The 15,070-nt window shown below is 65.2% G+C and carries 13 protein-coding genes, 1 tRNA gene and 1 riboswitch; of the genes, 9 read left to right on the top strand and 5 right to left on the bottom strand.

All coding sequences use genetic code 11. From position 1 onward, the window contains the following. The first annotated feature begins 142 nt into the window (after positions 1-142). From ACU4IU_RS04385 to ACU4IU_RS04375, 3 genes are read left to right on the top strand one after another with little or no spacing between them, the layout of a single operon-like run. Complete coding sequence (locus ACU4IU_RS04385) at positions 143-1,276, top strand: efflux RND transporter periplasmic adaptor subunit (RefSeq protein ID WP_446655949.1); 1,134 nt, start codon at positions 143-145, stop codon at positions 1,274-1,276. After that, positions 1,273-2,022, top strand: coding sequence for an ABC transporter ATP-binding protein (locus tag ACU4IU_RS04380; protein WP_229664009.1), 750 nt, complete (start codon positions 1,273-1,275; stop codon positions 2,020-2,022). The genes ACU4IU_RS04385 and ACU4IU_RS04380 overlap by 4 nt, the downstream gene beginning before the upstream one ends. Then, positions 2,019-3,218, top strand: coding sequence for an ABC transporter permease (locus ACU4IU_RS04375; RefSeq protein ID WP_139469358.1), 1,200 nt, complete (start codon positions 2,019-2,021; stop codon positions 3,216-3,218). The genes ACU4IU_RS04380 and ACU4IU_RS04375 overlap by 4 nt, the downstream gene beginning before the upstream one ends. On the opposite strand, the gene ACU4IU_RS04370 is transcribed toward ACU4IU_RS04375, so the two are convergent. Beyond that, complete coding sequence (locus ACU4IU_RS04370; protein ID WP_446655948.1) at positions 3,196-4,692, bottom strand: MFS transporter; 1,497 nt, start codon at positions 4,690-4,692, stop codon at positions 3,196-3,198. The two genes, ACU4IU_RS04375 and ACU4IU_RS04370, sit on opposite strands and share 23 nt — an antisense overlap. Before the next feature lie 121 nt (positions 4,693-4,813). Between ACU4IU_RS04370 and ACU4IU_RS04365 the strand changes: the two genes are divergently transcribed. From ACU4IU_RS04365 to sfnG, 3 genes are all read left to right on the top strand, one after another. Beyond that, positions 4,814-5,713 carry a helix-turn-helix transcriptional regulator gene (locus ACU4IU_RS04365; protein ID WP_139469360.1) on the top strand — a complete coding sequence of 300 codons (900 nt, stop codon included), beginning with the start codon at positions 4,814-4,816 and terminating at the stop codon, positions 5,711-5,713. Positions 5,714-5,825: 112 nt separating this feature from the next. Beyond that, a tRNA-Ser gene (locus tag ACU4IU_RS04360) sits at positions 5,826-5,913 on the top strand. A 392-nt stretch (positions 5,914-6,305) separates the two neighbouring features. Beyond that, a riboswitch (SAM riboswitch) is annotated at positions 6,306-6,424 on the top strand. Between the two features lie 10 nt (positions 6,425-6,434). Continuing rightward, the gene (gene sfnG, locus ACU4IU_RS04355; protein WP_139469361.1) at positions 6,435-7,583 is read left to right on the top strand and encodes a dimethylsulfone monooxygenase SfnG; all 1,149 of its coding nucleotides are present in this window, start codon (positions 6,435-6,437) and stop codon (positions 7,581-7,583) included. Positions 7,584-7,602: 19 nt separating this feature from the next. On the opposite strand, the gene ACU4IU_RS04350 is transcribed toward sfnG, so the two are convergent. From ACU4IU_RS04350 to ACU4IU_RS04335, 4 genes are all read right to left on the bottom strand, one after another. Then, positions 7,603-9,177: a SpoIID/LytB domain-containing protein gene (locus tag ACU4IU_RS04350; protein WP_181270962.1), complete on the bottom strand. Its 1,575-nt coding sequence runs from the start codon at positions 9,175-9,177 to the stop codon at positions 7,603-7,605. A gap of 124 nt (positions 9,178-9,301) precedes the next feature. After that, positions 9,302-9,835 (bottom strand): type 1 glutamine amidotransferase domain-containing protein, encoded by a 534-nt coding sequence (locus tag ACU4IU_RS04345; RefSeq protein ID WP_446655947.1) that lies wholly within the window; start codon positions 9,833-9,835, stop codon positions 9,302-9,304. A gap of 95 nt (positions 9,836-9,930) precedes the next feature. Beyond that, positions 9,931-10,890, bottom strand: coding sequence for an NADP-dependent oxidoreductase (locus ACU4IU_RS04340; RefSeq protein ID WP_446655946.1), 960 nt, complete (start codon positions 10,888-10,890; stop codon positions 9,931-9,933). A 255-nt stretch (positions 10,891-11,145) separates the two neighbouring features. After that, positions 11,146-11,847, bottom strand: a complete 702-nt coding sequence (locus ACU4IU_RS04335; protein WP_446655945.1) for a hypothetical protein — start codon at positions 11,845-11,847, stop codon at positions 11,146-11,148. A 275-nt stretch (positions 11,848-12,122) separates the two neighbouring features. Between ACU4IU_RS04335 and ACU4IU_RS04330 the strand changes: the two genes are divergently transcribed. From ACU4IU_RS04330 to ACU4IU_RS04320, 3 genes are all read left to right on the top strand, one after another. Beyond that, positions 12,123-12,530 (top strand): YciI family protein, encoded by a 408-nt coding sequence (locus ACU4IU_RS04330; protein ID WP_139469366.1) that lies wholly within the window; start codon positions 12,123-12,125, stop codon positions 12,528-12,530. A gap of 24 nt (positions 12,531-12,554) precedes the next feature. Then, entirely contained in the window at positions 12,555-13,754 is a 1,200-nt protein-coding gene (locus ACU4IU_RS04325; RefSeq protein ID WP_446655944.1) for an RNA polymerase sigma factor, read from the top strand. A gap of 196 nt (positions 13,755-13,950) precedes the next feature. Then, complete coding sequence (locus ACU4IU_RS04320; RefSeq protein WP_180345649.1) at positions 13,951-15,021, top strand: FUSC family protein; 1,071 nt, start codon at positions 13,951-13,953, stop codon at positions 15,019-15,021. Positions 15,022-15,070: the final 49 nt, after the last annotated feature.

Below are 15,070 nucleotides of genomic sequence, written 5' to 3'. Positions count from 1 at the left end.
CGGCCTCGGTGGACAAAACGAGTGGGCGGGGCCACATGATTGCGACAAGGACACTGTTATCCACTCGTGACAGAAACATCATCTGACCGGGACATTCACTGGATAGTGTGGACGCATCCTCGTTTCCCATCCCTAAGGAATCATGCACATTTTCCGCAGAGTGGTTCTGCCGCTGGCCTTCCTCCTCGTCCTCATCCTCATCGCTGTATTCCTCGGCTGGATCGCCTTCAAACCGGCTGCCGACGACGAATTCGACGATGTCGGTGCCAGTGGGGAGCCGGCGGAATCCACCATCACCGCCGAACGCGGCGACATCTCCAACACAATCGAAGTCAAGGGACGCATCAACGTCGACTCCCCGACTGCGGTCAAAGCCGACCACGACGGCGTGGTCAACCATCTCTTCGTCAAGCCCGGTGATGAGGTATTCAAAGGCGCGGAGCTGTTCCAGGTCAGAAGCGAGGGTGAGCAGGAGGCGCCCGAAGAGCCGGACGGCGGCAGCGACGATGCCGAGACAGCAGACTCGGAACGCGGGGACGAGGCATCGGGAGGTGACCCGTCGACCCCGGCCAAGCCGAAGTATCATTCGGTGATCGCTGCGGAAGACGGCACGGTGGGTGATTTCTCCGTCGAGCAGGGTGACACAGTCTCTGCCGACACCCAGGTGACCGAGCTGCTGAAGAAGACCTTCACCGCCAAGGCGCCGATCAAGGCGACCGATCTCTACCGGGTGCAGGAGCTTCCGGACACCGCGAACATCGCAATCGACGAGGGCCCGAAGCCCTTCGACTGCACGGGTCTCAGACTCGACCAGGGGCCGGGTACAGCCTCGGCATCGTCGTCGACGAGCGAGGAGGAGTCCGAGGACCCAGGGGCTGAAAGCGCAGGTGACGACGGTTCTGCCGCCGAAGGCTCGGAGGGAGGTTCCGGAGACGGTCCGCAGCTGATCTGTGCCATCCCCGACGATGTCACCGTCTACAACAGCCTCGATCTCACTATGACCATCGATGCGGGAGAGGCGAAGGACGTCATCGTCGTTCCGGTGACCGCGGTGCGCGGACTCACCGAAAAGGGATCAGTCTGGGTGACCGGAGACGGTGGTAAGTCCGAGGAGCGTGAGGTCGAGATCGGCCTCAACGACGGGTCCATGGTCGAAGTGAAGTCGGGCCTGGACGAAGGTGAGGAGATCGATGAGTTCGTTCCCGGCACCGAACCTGAAGATGAGAGTTCCGAGGGCGGCATGGATGACGAGTTCGGCGAGGGAGAGGACTGGTGAGCCGCCCGGAGCCGACGGCGGCAGAGACTCTGCTCTCGCTGCGACATGTGTCGCGTTCGGTGCCGATCGCTGACGATCAGCTGCTCACGATCCTTGCCGATATCGACCTCGAGGTGGGGGTGGGGGAGCACATCGGCATCGTCGGTCGCTCCGGCACCGGCAAATCGACGCTGCTCAACATCCTCGGACTCCTCGACGCGCCGACGACCGGGGACATGGAGTTCGCAGGTGAACCCGTGCAGAAGATCTCCCGGAACAGGGCCGCAGCGATCAGAGGACGGGACATCGGATTCGTCTTCCAGCAGTTCAACCTCCTGCCCGGACGCACCGCGGTCGAAAACGTCGAAGCCCCACTGATGTACGCCACTGGACGGGAGTTCCGCAATCGGCGGAGATCGGCCGAAGCCATGCTCGAGCGCCTCGGCCTCGGCGACCGGATCGAGGCGAAGCCGAACCGTCTCTCCGGAGGTGAGCAGCAGAGAGTCGCGATCGCACGCGCGCTGGTGCGTGAGCCGAAGCTCGTGCTCGCCGACGAGCCGACGGGCGCCCTGGACGTTGAGACGGGGCGTCAGGTCATGGAGATCCTCGACGGCATCACCAAGGACTCGGGTGCCGCGCTCATCACGATCACCCATGATCTCGGGGTGGCGAACATGGCCACTCGACAGTTCTCGCTCAGTCAGGGGTGTCTCCATCCGGTCCTCGACGGGGCCACCGCCGAGGCGCTGGCGGGTGAGAGCCGATGATCACAGGATTCGCCGCATCGATCGTCGAGGCCTGGCAGGAACTGAGGGTGCACAAGGTGCGCGTGCTGATGTCCCTGATCGGCGTGGGCGTGGCAGTGTGTGCACTGACCCTCGTCGTCGGGTTCGGGAACATGATGCAGAAGGGGCTTGCCGACTCGTACGAGCAGCAGGGTGGTCGAGCCGCGACCTACACCCTGAGCCTCAATCCGACCGAGTCCGAGATGGGCGAATCCGAGGTCGAGAAGGTCCGGTCAGCACTCGACGAGACCGCCGACCGTTTCGGAATCAGCCACATCTCCGCCTACGGTCAGGCCGAAACCACGGTGCCGGGACCGGCTGGCACCGTCAGCGCCTCGATGTACATCGTCGACCCGGATTTCGACGTCATGCGCCGACTCTCCGTCGATCACGGCAGGTGGTTCACCGCCGGTGACGCCGCGAACCTGTCGCCGGCCGTCGTCGCCGATGAGACTTTCCTCAGCGAATACGGCATCGACCCGACTTCCCTGCCGGCCACGATCGAGCTGTCCGGTTCCCCGAAGAAGACGGCCACGGTCATCGGTTCGGTGCCCTCCTCCGAATTCCAGGAGTACGGGGAGATCTACGTCCTCAACGGGCAGGAGAAGCAGTTCGCCGCAGACGCCTACGCCGTCACCGAATTCGAGATGTGGGTGCCGCCCGAGGTCGGTGAGGAGCTGAGCAAACAGGTGACGAGTGATCTCAGACGGCAGCTGCCCGGCTTCGACGTCAGTGCGGACAGAACCGATTTCGCCTCGGACATCGATGAAACACTGGGTCCGGTGAAGAACGTACTGTTGGTCATCAGCATCCTCATTCTCTTCATGGGTATGCTCGGCCTGCTCAACATCTCTCTTGTGACGATCCAACAGCGGATCAGGGAGATCGGCATCCGCAGATCCTTCGGGGCGACGAGTCGGCGCATCTTCTTCTCCGTGATGATGGAGAGCGTCGTCGCGACGACCATCGCAGGTGCTGTCGGCGTTCTCATCGCCGTGCTCGTGCTCAAGGCGCCGCTCGTCTCTGAGTTCATGTTCGACGGTGCGAGTACTCCGCAGGTCCCGATCTCTGCCGCGATCGTGGGCATGCTCGTCTCGGTCGGAGCCGGAGCGCTGGCAGGATCGGTGCCTGCTGTCGTCGCCACTCGGGTGCGGATCATCGACGCGATCCGAGCCTGAGGAGTGCCAGAGCGCCCGTTCCGAAGGCCAGGCACAGCCCGACCTGAACGAGGCATGCCACGGCGAAGGCATTGTCATAGCCGAGGCTGAGCGTGAAGACATGGAAGAGCGCTCCGAGCAGTGCCACGCCCACGGCGATGCCTGCCTGCTGCATCGTTGCGATGAGACCGCCGCTCAGCCCGGCCACTCGGTCGGGGACCGCTCCGACCACGGTGCCGACAAGAGGACCGAACTGGAGAGCCTGAGCTGCGCCGAGGACGACTCCCGGAAGCTGGAACCACAGATTCCATTCTGTGGCTGGGGCCGTCGCCGACGCCCAAGCCACCCCGAGAAGGCTGATCGCCTGCAGGGTCGTGCCGAGGACCATCGTGCCGGGCCCGCCGAGTCGACCGACGGCCCGGGGGACGAGGAGAGAGGTGATGAGGAAAGCTGCGGCGAAGAGGCCGAGCGTGAGTCCGGAGACGGCGGCGGGGTCACCATGGCCGGTCTGCGATGTGAGCGCGAAGTTGTAGAGGAACGTGCCGAAGCCGGCGAAGAACACGAAGGCCATGAGCATCCCGATCCATGCGGCAGGGATGCGAACCACCTGTGGCGGAATGAGTGGGTCACGTCCGGCCGCCTCGGCGCGGTTCTGCCAGAGTGCGAACGCGGTGAGAGCTGCAGCGCAGGCTGCCAAGAGGGTTGCGGGCAGCGGAAGCCAGCCGGTGACCGGTCCCAGCGCCAGTCCGGTGACGAGGCTCATCATGCCCACGCCGAGGAGGATTGCGCCGGGGGCGTCGAGGGGTGCCGGGTCGATGCTGCGTGATTCGGTCAGGCGCAGGGAACCGAGATAGGCGGCTGCGGCGGCGATCGCGCAGCTGAGGAACGCCGCCCGCCACCCCCAGGTCTGGCCGAAGAGGGAGATGAGTCCGCCGCCGAGGACCTGACCACCGACGGTGCCGACTCCGGAGAATGCGCCGAAGAGGCTGATCGCCTTCAACCGTGCGGCCCCGGACAGCGAATGCTGGAAGCTCGCGAGGATCTGCGGCATCATCACCGCCGCTGCCGAACCCTGGGTTGCGCGAGCCACGAGCAGGAAGAGCGGATCGGGTGCCAGTCCGACGGCGATTGAGGTGATGACGAGCGCGCCCGTGCCGATCATGAACAGGCGGCGACGCCCGAAGCGGTCCCCGATGCGACCGCAGAGGATGAGGCCGGAGGCGAAGGCGGCGGAGAACAGACCGACGATGAGCGCCGAGGTCGCATCACTCGCACCAATGTCGGCCTGCACCGCGGGGATCGCGACGTTTGAGACGGAGAACATGAACGTCGCGAGGAACGCACCGAGGTGGAGCGGCCAGAGGACGGGGGCAGGATGGCCTGCGGTGGGGGCGGGCTCGACGTCGGGTGCGTGACCGGGAGCAGCCTCGGCGAGGACCGAGGTCGGAACCGCCTCGGCGGAGGTCGATGATGTCTGCGTGTGGGAATCTCTCATGGATCCAGTCTGCGATGGGCCGCGGGGGAGTGGGAGGGCGTGCTGATGGTGTTGGTCGCACCACCAGGCTGAGGGCGGTGACAGGGTGGAACGGGGTGAGCGTCGGACGGACAATGGAGGCATGGCACAAGTGAGAACCGAGGAGCTAGGACGATTCCTGCGTTCGCGACGCAACCGAGTGCGGCCCTGCGAGGTCGGTCTTGCGGCCGGCACCCGGCGGAGGGTGCCGGGACTGCGGCGCGAAGAGGTCGCTGTGCTCGCGAACATCGGCACCAGTTGGTACACCTGGCTTGAGCAGGGGCGCGAGGTCCACCCCTCGGAGTCGGTGCTCGAATCCATCGCCGAGGCGCTCCTGCTCGACCGTGAGGAGCGTGCCCATCTCTTCCTGCTGGGCGGATATCCGGATCGAGTCGCGAACCCGGGGGACTCGGCGGTGGGAGAGCAGATGCGCACCTTGCTCGACGAACTGCTGCCGCTGCCGGCGATGGTCACTGATCCGCGGTATACGATCCTCGCCTTCAACTCCGTCGAACGGTATCTCGCCTCCGACCTCGAAGCACTCGCTCCGGCCGACCGCAACTGCGCGATCCAGTCCTTCGAGAGCCCGGAATGGGCGCGGACCTTCCACTCCGACGACGGCCATCGGGCGCAGGTCGTGGCGAAGCTGCGTGCCTCGTACGCGGAGTCGATCGACGATCCCGAGTGGTCGCCGCTGCTGTCGCGGCTGCGCAGGAATCCGGAATTCTGCCGCCTGTGGGATTCGGGAACGGTCGGTCGATCTGTCGGGCGGGTCAAGACCATTGAGAACCCGTATGTGGGCACGCTCAAGCTGACGATGACGACGCTCATCGCGCAGGAGAACCAGAGGCTGACGCTCTCGGTCTATCAGCCGGTGGACACGGTGACGCGGTCCCGATTGGAGACGCTGCACGGCTGGATCAATGACGGCAGCATCGAACGCAGACGGGAGGACGGGGCGCAGCCGTCGGCAGAACGGCATCTCCGCGCCGTCGCGGACTGAACCGTGTGCCGTCGGGTGACGAGGTCGCGTGTTCACCTGCGGGAAGTGGGATGCTTCACACTCGGCCACCGCGATTTCGCATTGTCGTCATGACTCGGATAAGCTGATTCGCGGAGGATTCGCCTAGTGGCCTATGGCGCTCGCCTGGAACGCGGGTTGGGTTAACGCCCTCAGGGGTTCGAATCCCCTATCCTCCGCCACGGAAGTCCCGGTCTCGCAGTTGCTGCGGGCCGGGACTTCGTCGATTCACCGGCGGCGGACCTCCATGCCGGTCGCGGGAGGCTCGTATTCGGACATCCCACACCGATTGTGACAGTTCGCACCATTCGTGCCACCTGCTACCGGTGCTTTCGCATCCCTCGGCGGTCCTGGTCCAACGCACCGGTGCAACGAGGTGGTGTGCCGCCAAGGGTGAGGGGTGCGGAGCTGGGTGCAGCGGAGCGCAGCTGCCGGAAGGCAAATCGCATGACGGTTCGTGGCGGAATGCGTCATTGTGACGGCATGCGTCGGCCTGCGAAGTCTGCCCGCCGAGTGTGGTCTGCGTCTCAGTAGTCTGGCACGGCACACCCGCACACACGATATTGCACACCTGCACACATCACGAGCGACTGAAGGGAACTGGCCCGATGACGTCGCAGCAACCGGTCCGGCGCGGAAGATCGCGCAGCGCGCGCCCCGCGGACACGGTGCTCATGCCAGTTTCGATGGGAAGGGACACACAATGACGAATCTCCACGCCAACCCGATCTATACCGGTGAACCCGAAGACCTGAAGTTCGCCTACTGGGTGCCCAACGTCTCCGGCGGCCTGGTCGTGTCGAACATCGAACAGCGCACCGACTGGGGCTACGACTACAACGTCAAGCTCGCACAGACCGCCGAGGCAGTCGGCTACGAATACGCACTCAGCCAGGTCCGCTACCTCTCCAGCTACGGCGCGGCCCAGCAGCACGAATCGACCTCCACGTCACTCGCGCTCGCCCTTGCCACTGAGAAGCTCAAGGTCATCGCCGCCATTCATCCGGGCATCTGGGAACCGGCCGTGCTCGCGAAGTTCATCCTCACCGCCGACCAGTTCACGAAGGGCCGGGCCGCCATCAACGTCGTCTCCGGCTGGTTCAAGGACGAATACACCCGCCTCGGCCTGCCGTGGCTCGAACACGGCGAACGGTACCGCCGGTCCGCCGAGTTCATGGATGTCGTCCGCAAGCTCTTCACCGAGGAGAACGTCGAGTACCGCGGCAATTTCTACACCGTCGACGACTTCACCCTCCGCCCCGGCCCCTACCCGGTCGAGGGCCGCCCCCACCCGGAGATCTTCCAAGGCGGAAACTCCTCGGCCGCTCGCATCAACGGCGGCAAGCACGCCGACTGGTACTTCTCCAACGGCAAGGACTTCGACGGCTTCCGCGAACAGTACGACGACGTCACCGAGGTGGCCCGAGCGCACAATCGGAAGGTCCGTTTCGGGCTCAACGGGTTCGCCATCGTCCGCGACACCGAGGCCGAAGCCCGCGAACAGCTGCGTGAGATCATCGCCAAAGCCGATGAAAGCGCTGTCGAAGGATTCCGCAAGTCCGTCCAGCAGGCCGGAGCCTCGACTCACGATAAGAAGGGCATGTGGGCGGATTCGAGCTTCGAAGACCTCGTCCAGTACAACGACGGCTTCCGCACCCAGCTCATCGGCACTCCCGAACAGGTCGCCGACCGCATCATCGAGTACAAGAAGATCGGCGTCGACCTCATCCTCACCGGCTTCCTGCACTTCCAGGAGGAACTCGAAGCGTTCGGCAAAACCGTCATCCCGATCGTTCGCGAGAAGGAAGCCGAACTCGTCAACAGGGGACTGCTCACCCCTGCCGGAGTCTGACCCTGGAGGCGGGTTTGCCTCAGGCCACGCTGAATGACGCGGACTTGAGCTTCAGCTTGGTCCGCAGCTGATCGCCGGTGAGGCTCGCGGTCTTCCCCTTCACCGAGGTGGCTTTCACCGTCTTCACCAGACCTGAGCCGGTCTTCGCCACCGTCACAGACCGGACGTCTGCCAGCCCGAACGCCCGTGCCATGTCGGCCTGCTTGGCCGTCACCGACCACGAGGCGTTCGGGTTCTGCGCAGAGGCATACTTCGACGGAGAGTCATCGACCGAGACCAGGTACGGCACGGCCGACCCCCACACCTCGGCAGCCGAATGCGTCTTCGAGCCTGCCGACGACGAGTAGACAGCATCGATGAGCCCGCCCTTGTAGGTGATGAGGCGCGCCGACTTCACCGTCGACCCGCTCGTGCTCTGTGTCGCGGCCACGGCCTTGCGCCATGGACCGGAATCGCCTGCATTCTCATGAGTCCACCCGAGGAAACGCTGCGAGGCCACCTCGTCATAGACGTTGCACCCGCAGGCAGGCTTCACCGCACCGAGATTGCGGTAGGCATAGGTGCGCGAAGCGATGGCCTGAGAGCGCAGGGCTTCGGACTGCCACGATGCCGGCATCTCGGCGATGCCCGGCAGATATTCCTTGTTGAGACCCACCACGTTGATGACGTTGAGCGAGCTCTTCAGCTGACCGATCTCGAGCCGTCCGTGCCGGTAGGTGCCGGTCGCCCCGTTCTGGGCACCGCTGACCGACACCGTCGTCGCCGACGAACTCTTCCAATATCGGGTGCCCTGCCATTCGAGGGTGAGCTTCGATCCCGAATAGCTCTTCGACCCGATGATCGCCTTGACCGAACCGGACGAGGTCCGTTCGATCGTGACCTTCGAAGCCGATTCGATGGTCTTCGACCCGACCTTGACCCGCAGACGGCCGGACCGCGGAGAGACCGTCACGGACTTCTTCCCGGTCAGCAGCTGCACCCTGAGACTGGCGTCGGCGTCCTTCGACATAGTCGTGACCTTGGCCCCGGTGTAGTAGTGCTGCAAGATCTGCGTCGACGACTTTCCGGCTGCCGCCATTCCGCGCGCTCCGTACTGGCTCATCCCGACTCCATGGCCGAACCCCGACCCCTTGATCGTGAACGACGACGGCGCCTTCGTCAGCGTCACTTTCGCCCCGGACTTCGCCGTCCACACGATCATGCCTTTCTGGAACTTCTGCCGGGTCTCGGACCCGGACCGGTACTCGTTGCTCGTCGGATAGCCGAGCGGACCGCGTTCCCACCCGGACTTCTTCCACGCCGTGCGGATCGCACCCAGAGTCGCATGGGCACCGGTGGCCTTCGTCCAATGGATGCTGCCGTGCTTGAACGACTGATAGCAGCCCTTCTGGATCAGCGTGCACCGCTGCGGGCCGACCGCTGGGCCGAGCTTGCCGGAATTCCCGCCGAGCGATCTGTGCATCGTCCCGATCGCGCCCGAGGTCGAATAGGCGGCATGTGCCGGAGGCGGTGTGGAGCAGAGAAGGAGAAGGAACCCGATGAGCAGTGACGCGAGGGCAGGAGTCGTCGCCTTGACGAACGGGGAAGCTGGCATGAGTAGATCATAAGCGCGGCTGTCAAGACCCCGGGTGACGAACAGACGAACTCCCCGAAACGATCGTTCCGGGGAGTTCGTCGCCGAGGCGGTCCGACCTCGGCGAAAGAGGCATCGTTCCTGCTCAGCTCAGCTTGTCAGCGATCGCCTGGTTGAAGGCGTCGAGGTCGCCGGGGTTGCGGGAGGTGATGAGGTTGCCGTCGACGACCACCTCGGTGTCGGTCCAGTCGGCGCCGGCGTTGATGAGGTCGGTCTTCGTCGCGATGAAGGACGTCAGCTTCCGTCCCTTGGCCACTCCCGCCTCGGCGAGGATCCACGGGGCATGGCAGATGGCCGCGACAGGTTTGTCGGCAGCGAAGAACGCTTTGACGAGGTTGACGGCGTCCTCGTCCAGACGCAGAGCGTCGGCGTTGAGGGTGCCGCCGGGCAGGACGAGGGCGTCGAAGTCATCGACCGTGGCTTCGGCGACGGGAACGTCGACGTCGAAGGTCTCGGCGTGCTCCCAATCGCCTTCCATCGCCTGCAGTGTTCCCTCGGACGGGGAGACGATGACGGTCGTCGCCCCGGCCTCGTCGAGTGCCGCGCGGGGACTGGTGAGTTCGATCTGCTCGACGCCGCGGGTGAGGAGGAATGCGACCTTCTTATCGGTGATGGCCATGATGGTGCTCCTTTTCTCTGTGTTCTGGAAATGCTGTCTGTCGTGAAATCTGTTTGTCGTGGGAATTGAGCCGCCGCGGAACCTGAGCCGGCGCCTCAGGTCAGATGGGCTCGCTGCTCGTCGGTCAGCGGCTTCGCGGGGAAGCGCAGCAGCACCTTGCCTGCCGGGTGGGCGGTGAGCAGATGCCGGTAGGCGTCGTAGACCTCTTCGGCGTCGAAGACCCGGGCGATCGGGACGTGGACATGGCTGTAGGCGATGGCCTGGCCCAGCCAGACCATGTCATCACGGCGGGCCCTGGCTTCGCCGTCGATGCTCACCCCGTACTTCTCCGCGACCGTGGGGCCCGCACCGATCGAGACGATGCGGTCGGCTGGGACGCCGAGGTCGATCATGCCGGTGATCTCGTCCTCACCCTGCGTCGAGTACGCGGCCTGGATCCCGTCGGTGGCGAGCTCACTGACTCGGTCCCATAGGCCCTCACCATAGGTGACGGGTTCGATCCCGAGGCTTTCCAAGAGAGCATGATTGCCCTGGCTGGCGCTGCCGATGACCCTCGCCCCGAGGTTGCGGGCGAGCTGGGCGACGATGATGCCGACGCCGCCGGAGGCCCCGGAGACGAAGAGAGTGTCGCCTTCGCTGAGGCGCAGGGCGCGGATTCCGGCGACGGCGGTGCGCCCTGCGACGTAGAGACCTCCGGCGGTGTCGACGCCGAGTCCGCGCGGGATCCTGTCGAGCCTGTCGGCAGGATCGGTGATGAGAAGCTGTTCGGTCTGCGCCTGCTTCGGCAGCCCGCCGTAGACGAGGTCTCCGGGCGTGAAGTCCGTAACGCCTTCGCCGACCGAGGCGACGACGCCGGAGAAGTCCACGCCGTTGCCGGAGGCAGTTTCGACGGAACCGAAGCGACCGCCCTGGAGCATCTTCCAATCCAGGGGATTGAGCCCGGCATAGAGGACGGTGACGAGGACCTGGCCCTCGCCGACCTCGGGGACGGCCACCTCGGCGAGGTGAAGCTGATCGATGTCTCCGTTGGAGGTGTACTGGACGCGTCTGGTCATGCTCTGCTCCTCATCGGTGGGCGAATCAGTCCGACTGACGAATCGGTTGGGGGCCCGACCTGTTCCGTGGCCCACATCAGCGACAACACCACAGGAAGCCGACTTGTTCCACGACACGAATGACCGCACTCCCCGGGCCGCAGCGGGCCAGGGGAGTGCAGTTGGGGATGCGCGGAATTCGTCAGGCGAATCGCGGCTGCTCGAGGGGAGCGGATCAGGGTGGCCGCGCCGATGAGGCGACCGGGCACCGTCGGCTCAGATGTTCGGGAATTCGAGGCTGTAGCCGATGCCGGACTGCGACGCCGAGGTGATCTTCACAGTGCCGTAGTGATTCTTGCCGGCAGCGGTGACGGTGCAGTTCTGTGAGCCGCTGTGGGAGAAGATCCGCAGGTCAGAGTAGCAGTCGACGTTGTCGACCGTGGTGCCCTGCTTGGCGTAGGCGTTCTTGATGTCCGCCTCGAGAACGTCGGCGGGGATCTTGCCGTTGCCGTCGGCGTCGAGTTCGACTCCGTCTTCGCCGATCCGCGGACCCTGGTAGCCGTTGTCGGTCGTGCCGCTCGACGACGATGATCCGCTCGATGCGGAGTCGCTCGAGGACGACGATCCGGTGGACGACGAGCCGTTCGAGGTGGAGGAGCCACTCGCCGAGGAGGCGCTGGACGAATCCGTGGATCCGCCGCTGCCGGTGGTGCCGTTGTCCGTCGTGCCGTTATCGGTCGTTCCGGTCGAACCCGAACCGGTGGAGTCCGAGGCGGAGCCCGAATCCGATGCCGGTTCTTCGGCGGTCGTCTCGGTGCTCTCGGTCTGCTGGTCCTGCTGACCGTCCTGCTCCTGGCCCTGTTCCTGGCCCTGACCTTCCGGACCGAAGGTGATGTTCATATCGCAGGCCGAGAGTGTCAGGGTCGCGGCGAGAGCTCCGGCAACGGTGATGGTCTTGAGAAGTGTCTGTGCCTTCATGGTCTGCTCCTGGTCTCGTGTGCAAAAGGCTGTCGGTGTTTCGTACAAGACAAGCCTCTCAGCGCGGAGCCGTGACCTGGGCCGATTCGTGTTCGGATCCGGTGACGCATGTTCCAGGACGGACACATCGGCCTATTCTGGGACTGTGTTCGATGATCGGAGCCGAAGAAGATCGAGAAATCTTCGCCGCCGATGTCGAGAACACGAGTCCGGCTGCGTCCCAGACATGTCAGCGAGCACAACCCGTGCGAGCGACACGAGACAAGGAGACCATCATGGCCAAGTACCTCATGCTCAAGCACTATCGGATGTCGGAGCAGTATATGGATTACACCCCGATGGATCAGTGGCGTCCCGACGAAGTCGACGCGCATGTGGCGTACATGAACGCCTTCGCCGACAGACTCAAGGACTCCGGCGAATTCGTCGACTCCCAGGCACTCTCGCCCGAGGGCACCTTCGTCCGATCCGGCGGACCGGGCAAGCCTCCGGTCACCGACGGTCCCTTCCCCGAGACGAAGGACCTCATCGCCGGGTGGATGGTCATCGACGTCGAGAACTACGACCGCGCTCTCGAACTCGCCGGTGAGCTGTCCGCCGCACCGGGCAAGGGCGGAGAGCCGATCAACGAATGGCTCGAACTGCGTCCCTTCCTCGACCACGCACCCAGCGTGGACGAATGATCAGGGACGCGAACGGAGTCCGCGATGATCGATCCGGATCCCCTCGCCGAGGCGGAGCTGCGTGAGCTCGTCCCCGCCGTGATCGGCATCCTCGTCAGTCGTGGAGCAGACTTCGCGACCGCCGAGGACGCCGTTCAGGACGCGCTCATCGAAGCCCTGCGGTCGTGGCCGTCGGATCCGCCCCGTGACCGGCGGGGCTGGCTCGTGACGGTGGCGTGGCGGAAGTTCCTCGACATCGTGCGATCTGAGGGATCGCGGATGAAACGCGAGGAACGGGTCATGGCCGCCACGCTCGCCGAGCCCGAAACCTCGGCCGAACCCGGAACCGACGGCGTCCCGAACGTCGATGACACCCTCGACCTCTACATCCTCTGCGCCCATCCCGACCTCAGCCCCGCCTCGGCGGTGGCCCTGACCCTGCGGGCGGTCGGCGGACTGACGACGAAGCAGATCGCCGCAGCCTATATGGTGCCCGAGCCGACGATGGCCCAGCGCATCAGCCGCGCCAAATCCACGATCGCAGGCTCCCGACTCAACCGACCCGGCGACCTGTCCGCAGTGCTCACCACCCTCTACCTCGTGTTCAACGAAGGCCACTCGGGCGAGGTCGACCTCGTCGCCGAGGCGATCCGACTGACCCGCGGCCTGCGGGCGATGATCGACTCCGCCGAGGTGGACGGACTGCTCGCCCTCATGCTCCTCCACCACGCCCGCCGCGATGCCCGTTTCGGTCCAGACGGACGACTCATCGCGCTGGCTGATCAGGACCGCACCCTGTGGGATCGACGACTCATCATTGAGGGCATCGAAATCCTGCAGGCAGCCCTTGGTCGGGATGAACTCGGCCAATATCAGGCACAGGCCGCCATCGCGGCACTCCACGCCGATGCGCAGACAGTCGAGGACACCGACTGGGTGCAGATCGTTCAGTGGTACGACGAACTGCTGGCCCTGCGCGATACACCGATCGTGCGACTCAACCGTGCCGTGGCCGTCGGGGAAGCCGACGGACCCGCGGCGGGCCTGGCCGAACTGCAGGGACTGGACGAGAGCCTGCCGCGCTACTTCGCCGTCGAAGCGCACCTGCGCGAACGCGCAGGGGAGTCACAGCAGGCCGCCGAGCTCTACGCACGGGCCGCCGAACGGGCCGGCAACCTCGCCGAACGCGACCATCTCAACCGGCAGGCGGCACGCGCACGGTCGGGGCAGGGCCACCGACCGTGACCGAGGTGACCGTGACGGCGGTGATCACGGTCTCGCTCGGCCGCCTCGGCGAGCGAGGTTGATCACTCCTGTCGGCAGAAGACATTCGTCAGCACCGATGGCGGACTACGATCGAAGGGAGCACTCAGCTCACCACCCCATGTCAGCGATCCCGTCACCGGGGTCCGTTCCCGATGTCGAAAGAGGCCGAACCCGTTTGAGCCACCTGCAGGAGTTCTTCCGCATCCCACCGGGCGAACGCGACCATATTCCCGCGTTCCGCATCGCCCTGGGAGTCGCTATCCCACTCCTCGTGCTGCTCGGAATCGACCGCCTCGACCTTGCCGTCTATGCCGCCTTCGGTGCCTTCACCGGCATCTACGCGCGCTTCGAGTCCCCACGATCGCGGACCAGACGCCAGTCGATCGCTGCCTCCGTCCTCGTCGTCTGCGTGGGCATCGGCGCCCTGCTCAGCAGCCTCGGAGCTTCGGTCTGGGCGCTCGTCGTCATCACCTCACTCGTGTCCGGTGCGGGTGCGGCCATCGCCCTGCGCTTCCGGCTCAAACCCGGCGGGTCGATCTTCTTCATCTTCGCCACGGGAGCCGTCGGATCCATTCCGGGCGGCGCATCGGTGCCGGTGGCAATGGGTGTGGCGGCCGCCTCGGCGCTGGTGTGCATCGGTCTCGGAGCCTTCGCCCACTATGCCGGCGAACGCATGCCTCCGGAGAAGGAGACCTATGTGCGGGTCGGGCTGTCGCCGGTGGGCAAGGCTGATCTGGCAGCCCACGCCGCCCGATTCACGATCGCCCCGTTCATCGCCGGAGTTCTCGGCACCCTGCTCATCGATGTGCTCCCGCTTCTGTCACACAGCTATTGGGCGATGGTCGCAGCGGTCGCACCGATCACTCCGCCCGGTCGTTCGGCTCGTCTCAAGCGCGGCGTCCACCGGGTGGTCGGAACCCTGCTGGGCGTGATCGTCACAGCGTTCTTGCTATCGTTCCCCTCCGAGGCGTGGCAGCTGGTGGTGTGGGTGATCCTGCTGCAGTTCCTCGCCGAGATCTTCGTCCTGCGCAACTACTCGGTGGCTCTGCTCTTCATCACCCCGTTGGCCCTGCTCATGACCCAGATCGGCAGCCCCCACCCGGTTCCGGAGCTGTTGGCCTCGCGTGCCATCGAAACCGTCATCGGCGCCGTCGTCGGCATGGTCGTCGTCATCGTCGGCTTCAGCAGTGCGAAGAGGACGCGCGCTGAAATCGATGCCTCCCCGCATGCCGATGATGATGACTGACCTGGTCCTCGGCTGCCAGAACTTCTGCCACGCCGCCTGTGCGTCGGAT

Source organism: Brevibacterium sp. CSND-B09, assembly GCF_052906525.1.
The sequence above is the reverse complement of the archived record's forward strand: the minus strand, read 5'-3'. Positions and strand labels throughout refer to the sequence as shown.

Coding starts and splice junctions, on each gene's coding strand:
- ACU4IU_RS04385 (WP_446655949.1), top strand. CDS start 143: ATGCACATTTTCCGCAGAGTGGTTCTGCCGCTGGCCTTCCTCCTCGTC.
- ACU4IU_RS04375 (WP_139469358.1), top strand. CDS start 2,019: ATGATCACAGGATTCGCCGCATCGATCGTCGAGGCCTGGCAGGAACTG.
- ACU4IU_RS04370 (WP_446655948.1), bottom strand. CDS start 4,692: ATGAGAGATTCCCACACGCAGACATCATCGACCTCCGCCGAGGCGGTT.
- ACU4IU_RS04365 (WP_139469360.1), top strand. CDS start 4,814: ATGGCACAAGTGAGAACCGAGGAGCTAGGACGATTCCTGCGTTCGCGA.
- sfnG (WP_139469361.1), top strand. CDS start 6,435: ATGACGAATCTCCACGCCAACCCGATCTATACCGGTGAACCCGAAGAC.
- ACU4IU_RS04350 (WP_181270962.1), bottom strand. CDS start 9,177: ATGCCAGCTTCCCCGTTCGTCAAGGCGACGACTCCTGCCCTCGCGTCA.
- ACU4IU_RS04345 (WP_446655947.1), bottom strand. CDS start 9,835: ATGGCCATCACCGATAAGAAGGTCGCATTCCTCCTCACCCGCGGCGTC.
- ACU4IU_RS04340 (WP_446655946.1), bottom strand. CDS start 10,890: ATGACCAGACGCGTCCAGTACACCTCCAACGGAGACATCGATCAGCTT.
- ACU4IU_RS04335 (WP_446655945.1), bottom strand. CDS start 11,847: ATGAAGGCACAGACACTTCTCAAGACCATCACCGTTGCCGGAGCTCTC.
- ACU4IU_RS04330 (WP_139469366.1), top strand. CDS start 12,123: ATGGCCAAGTACCTCATGCTCAAGCACTATCGGATGTCGGAGCAGTAT.
- ACU4IU_RS04325 (WP_446655944.1), top strand. CDS start 12,555: ATGATCGATCCGGATCCCCTCGCCGAGGCGGAGCTGCGTGAGCTCGTC.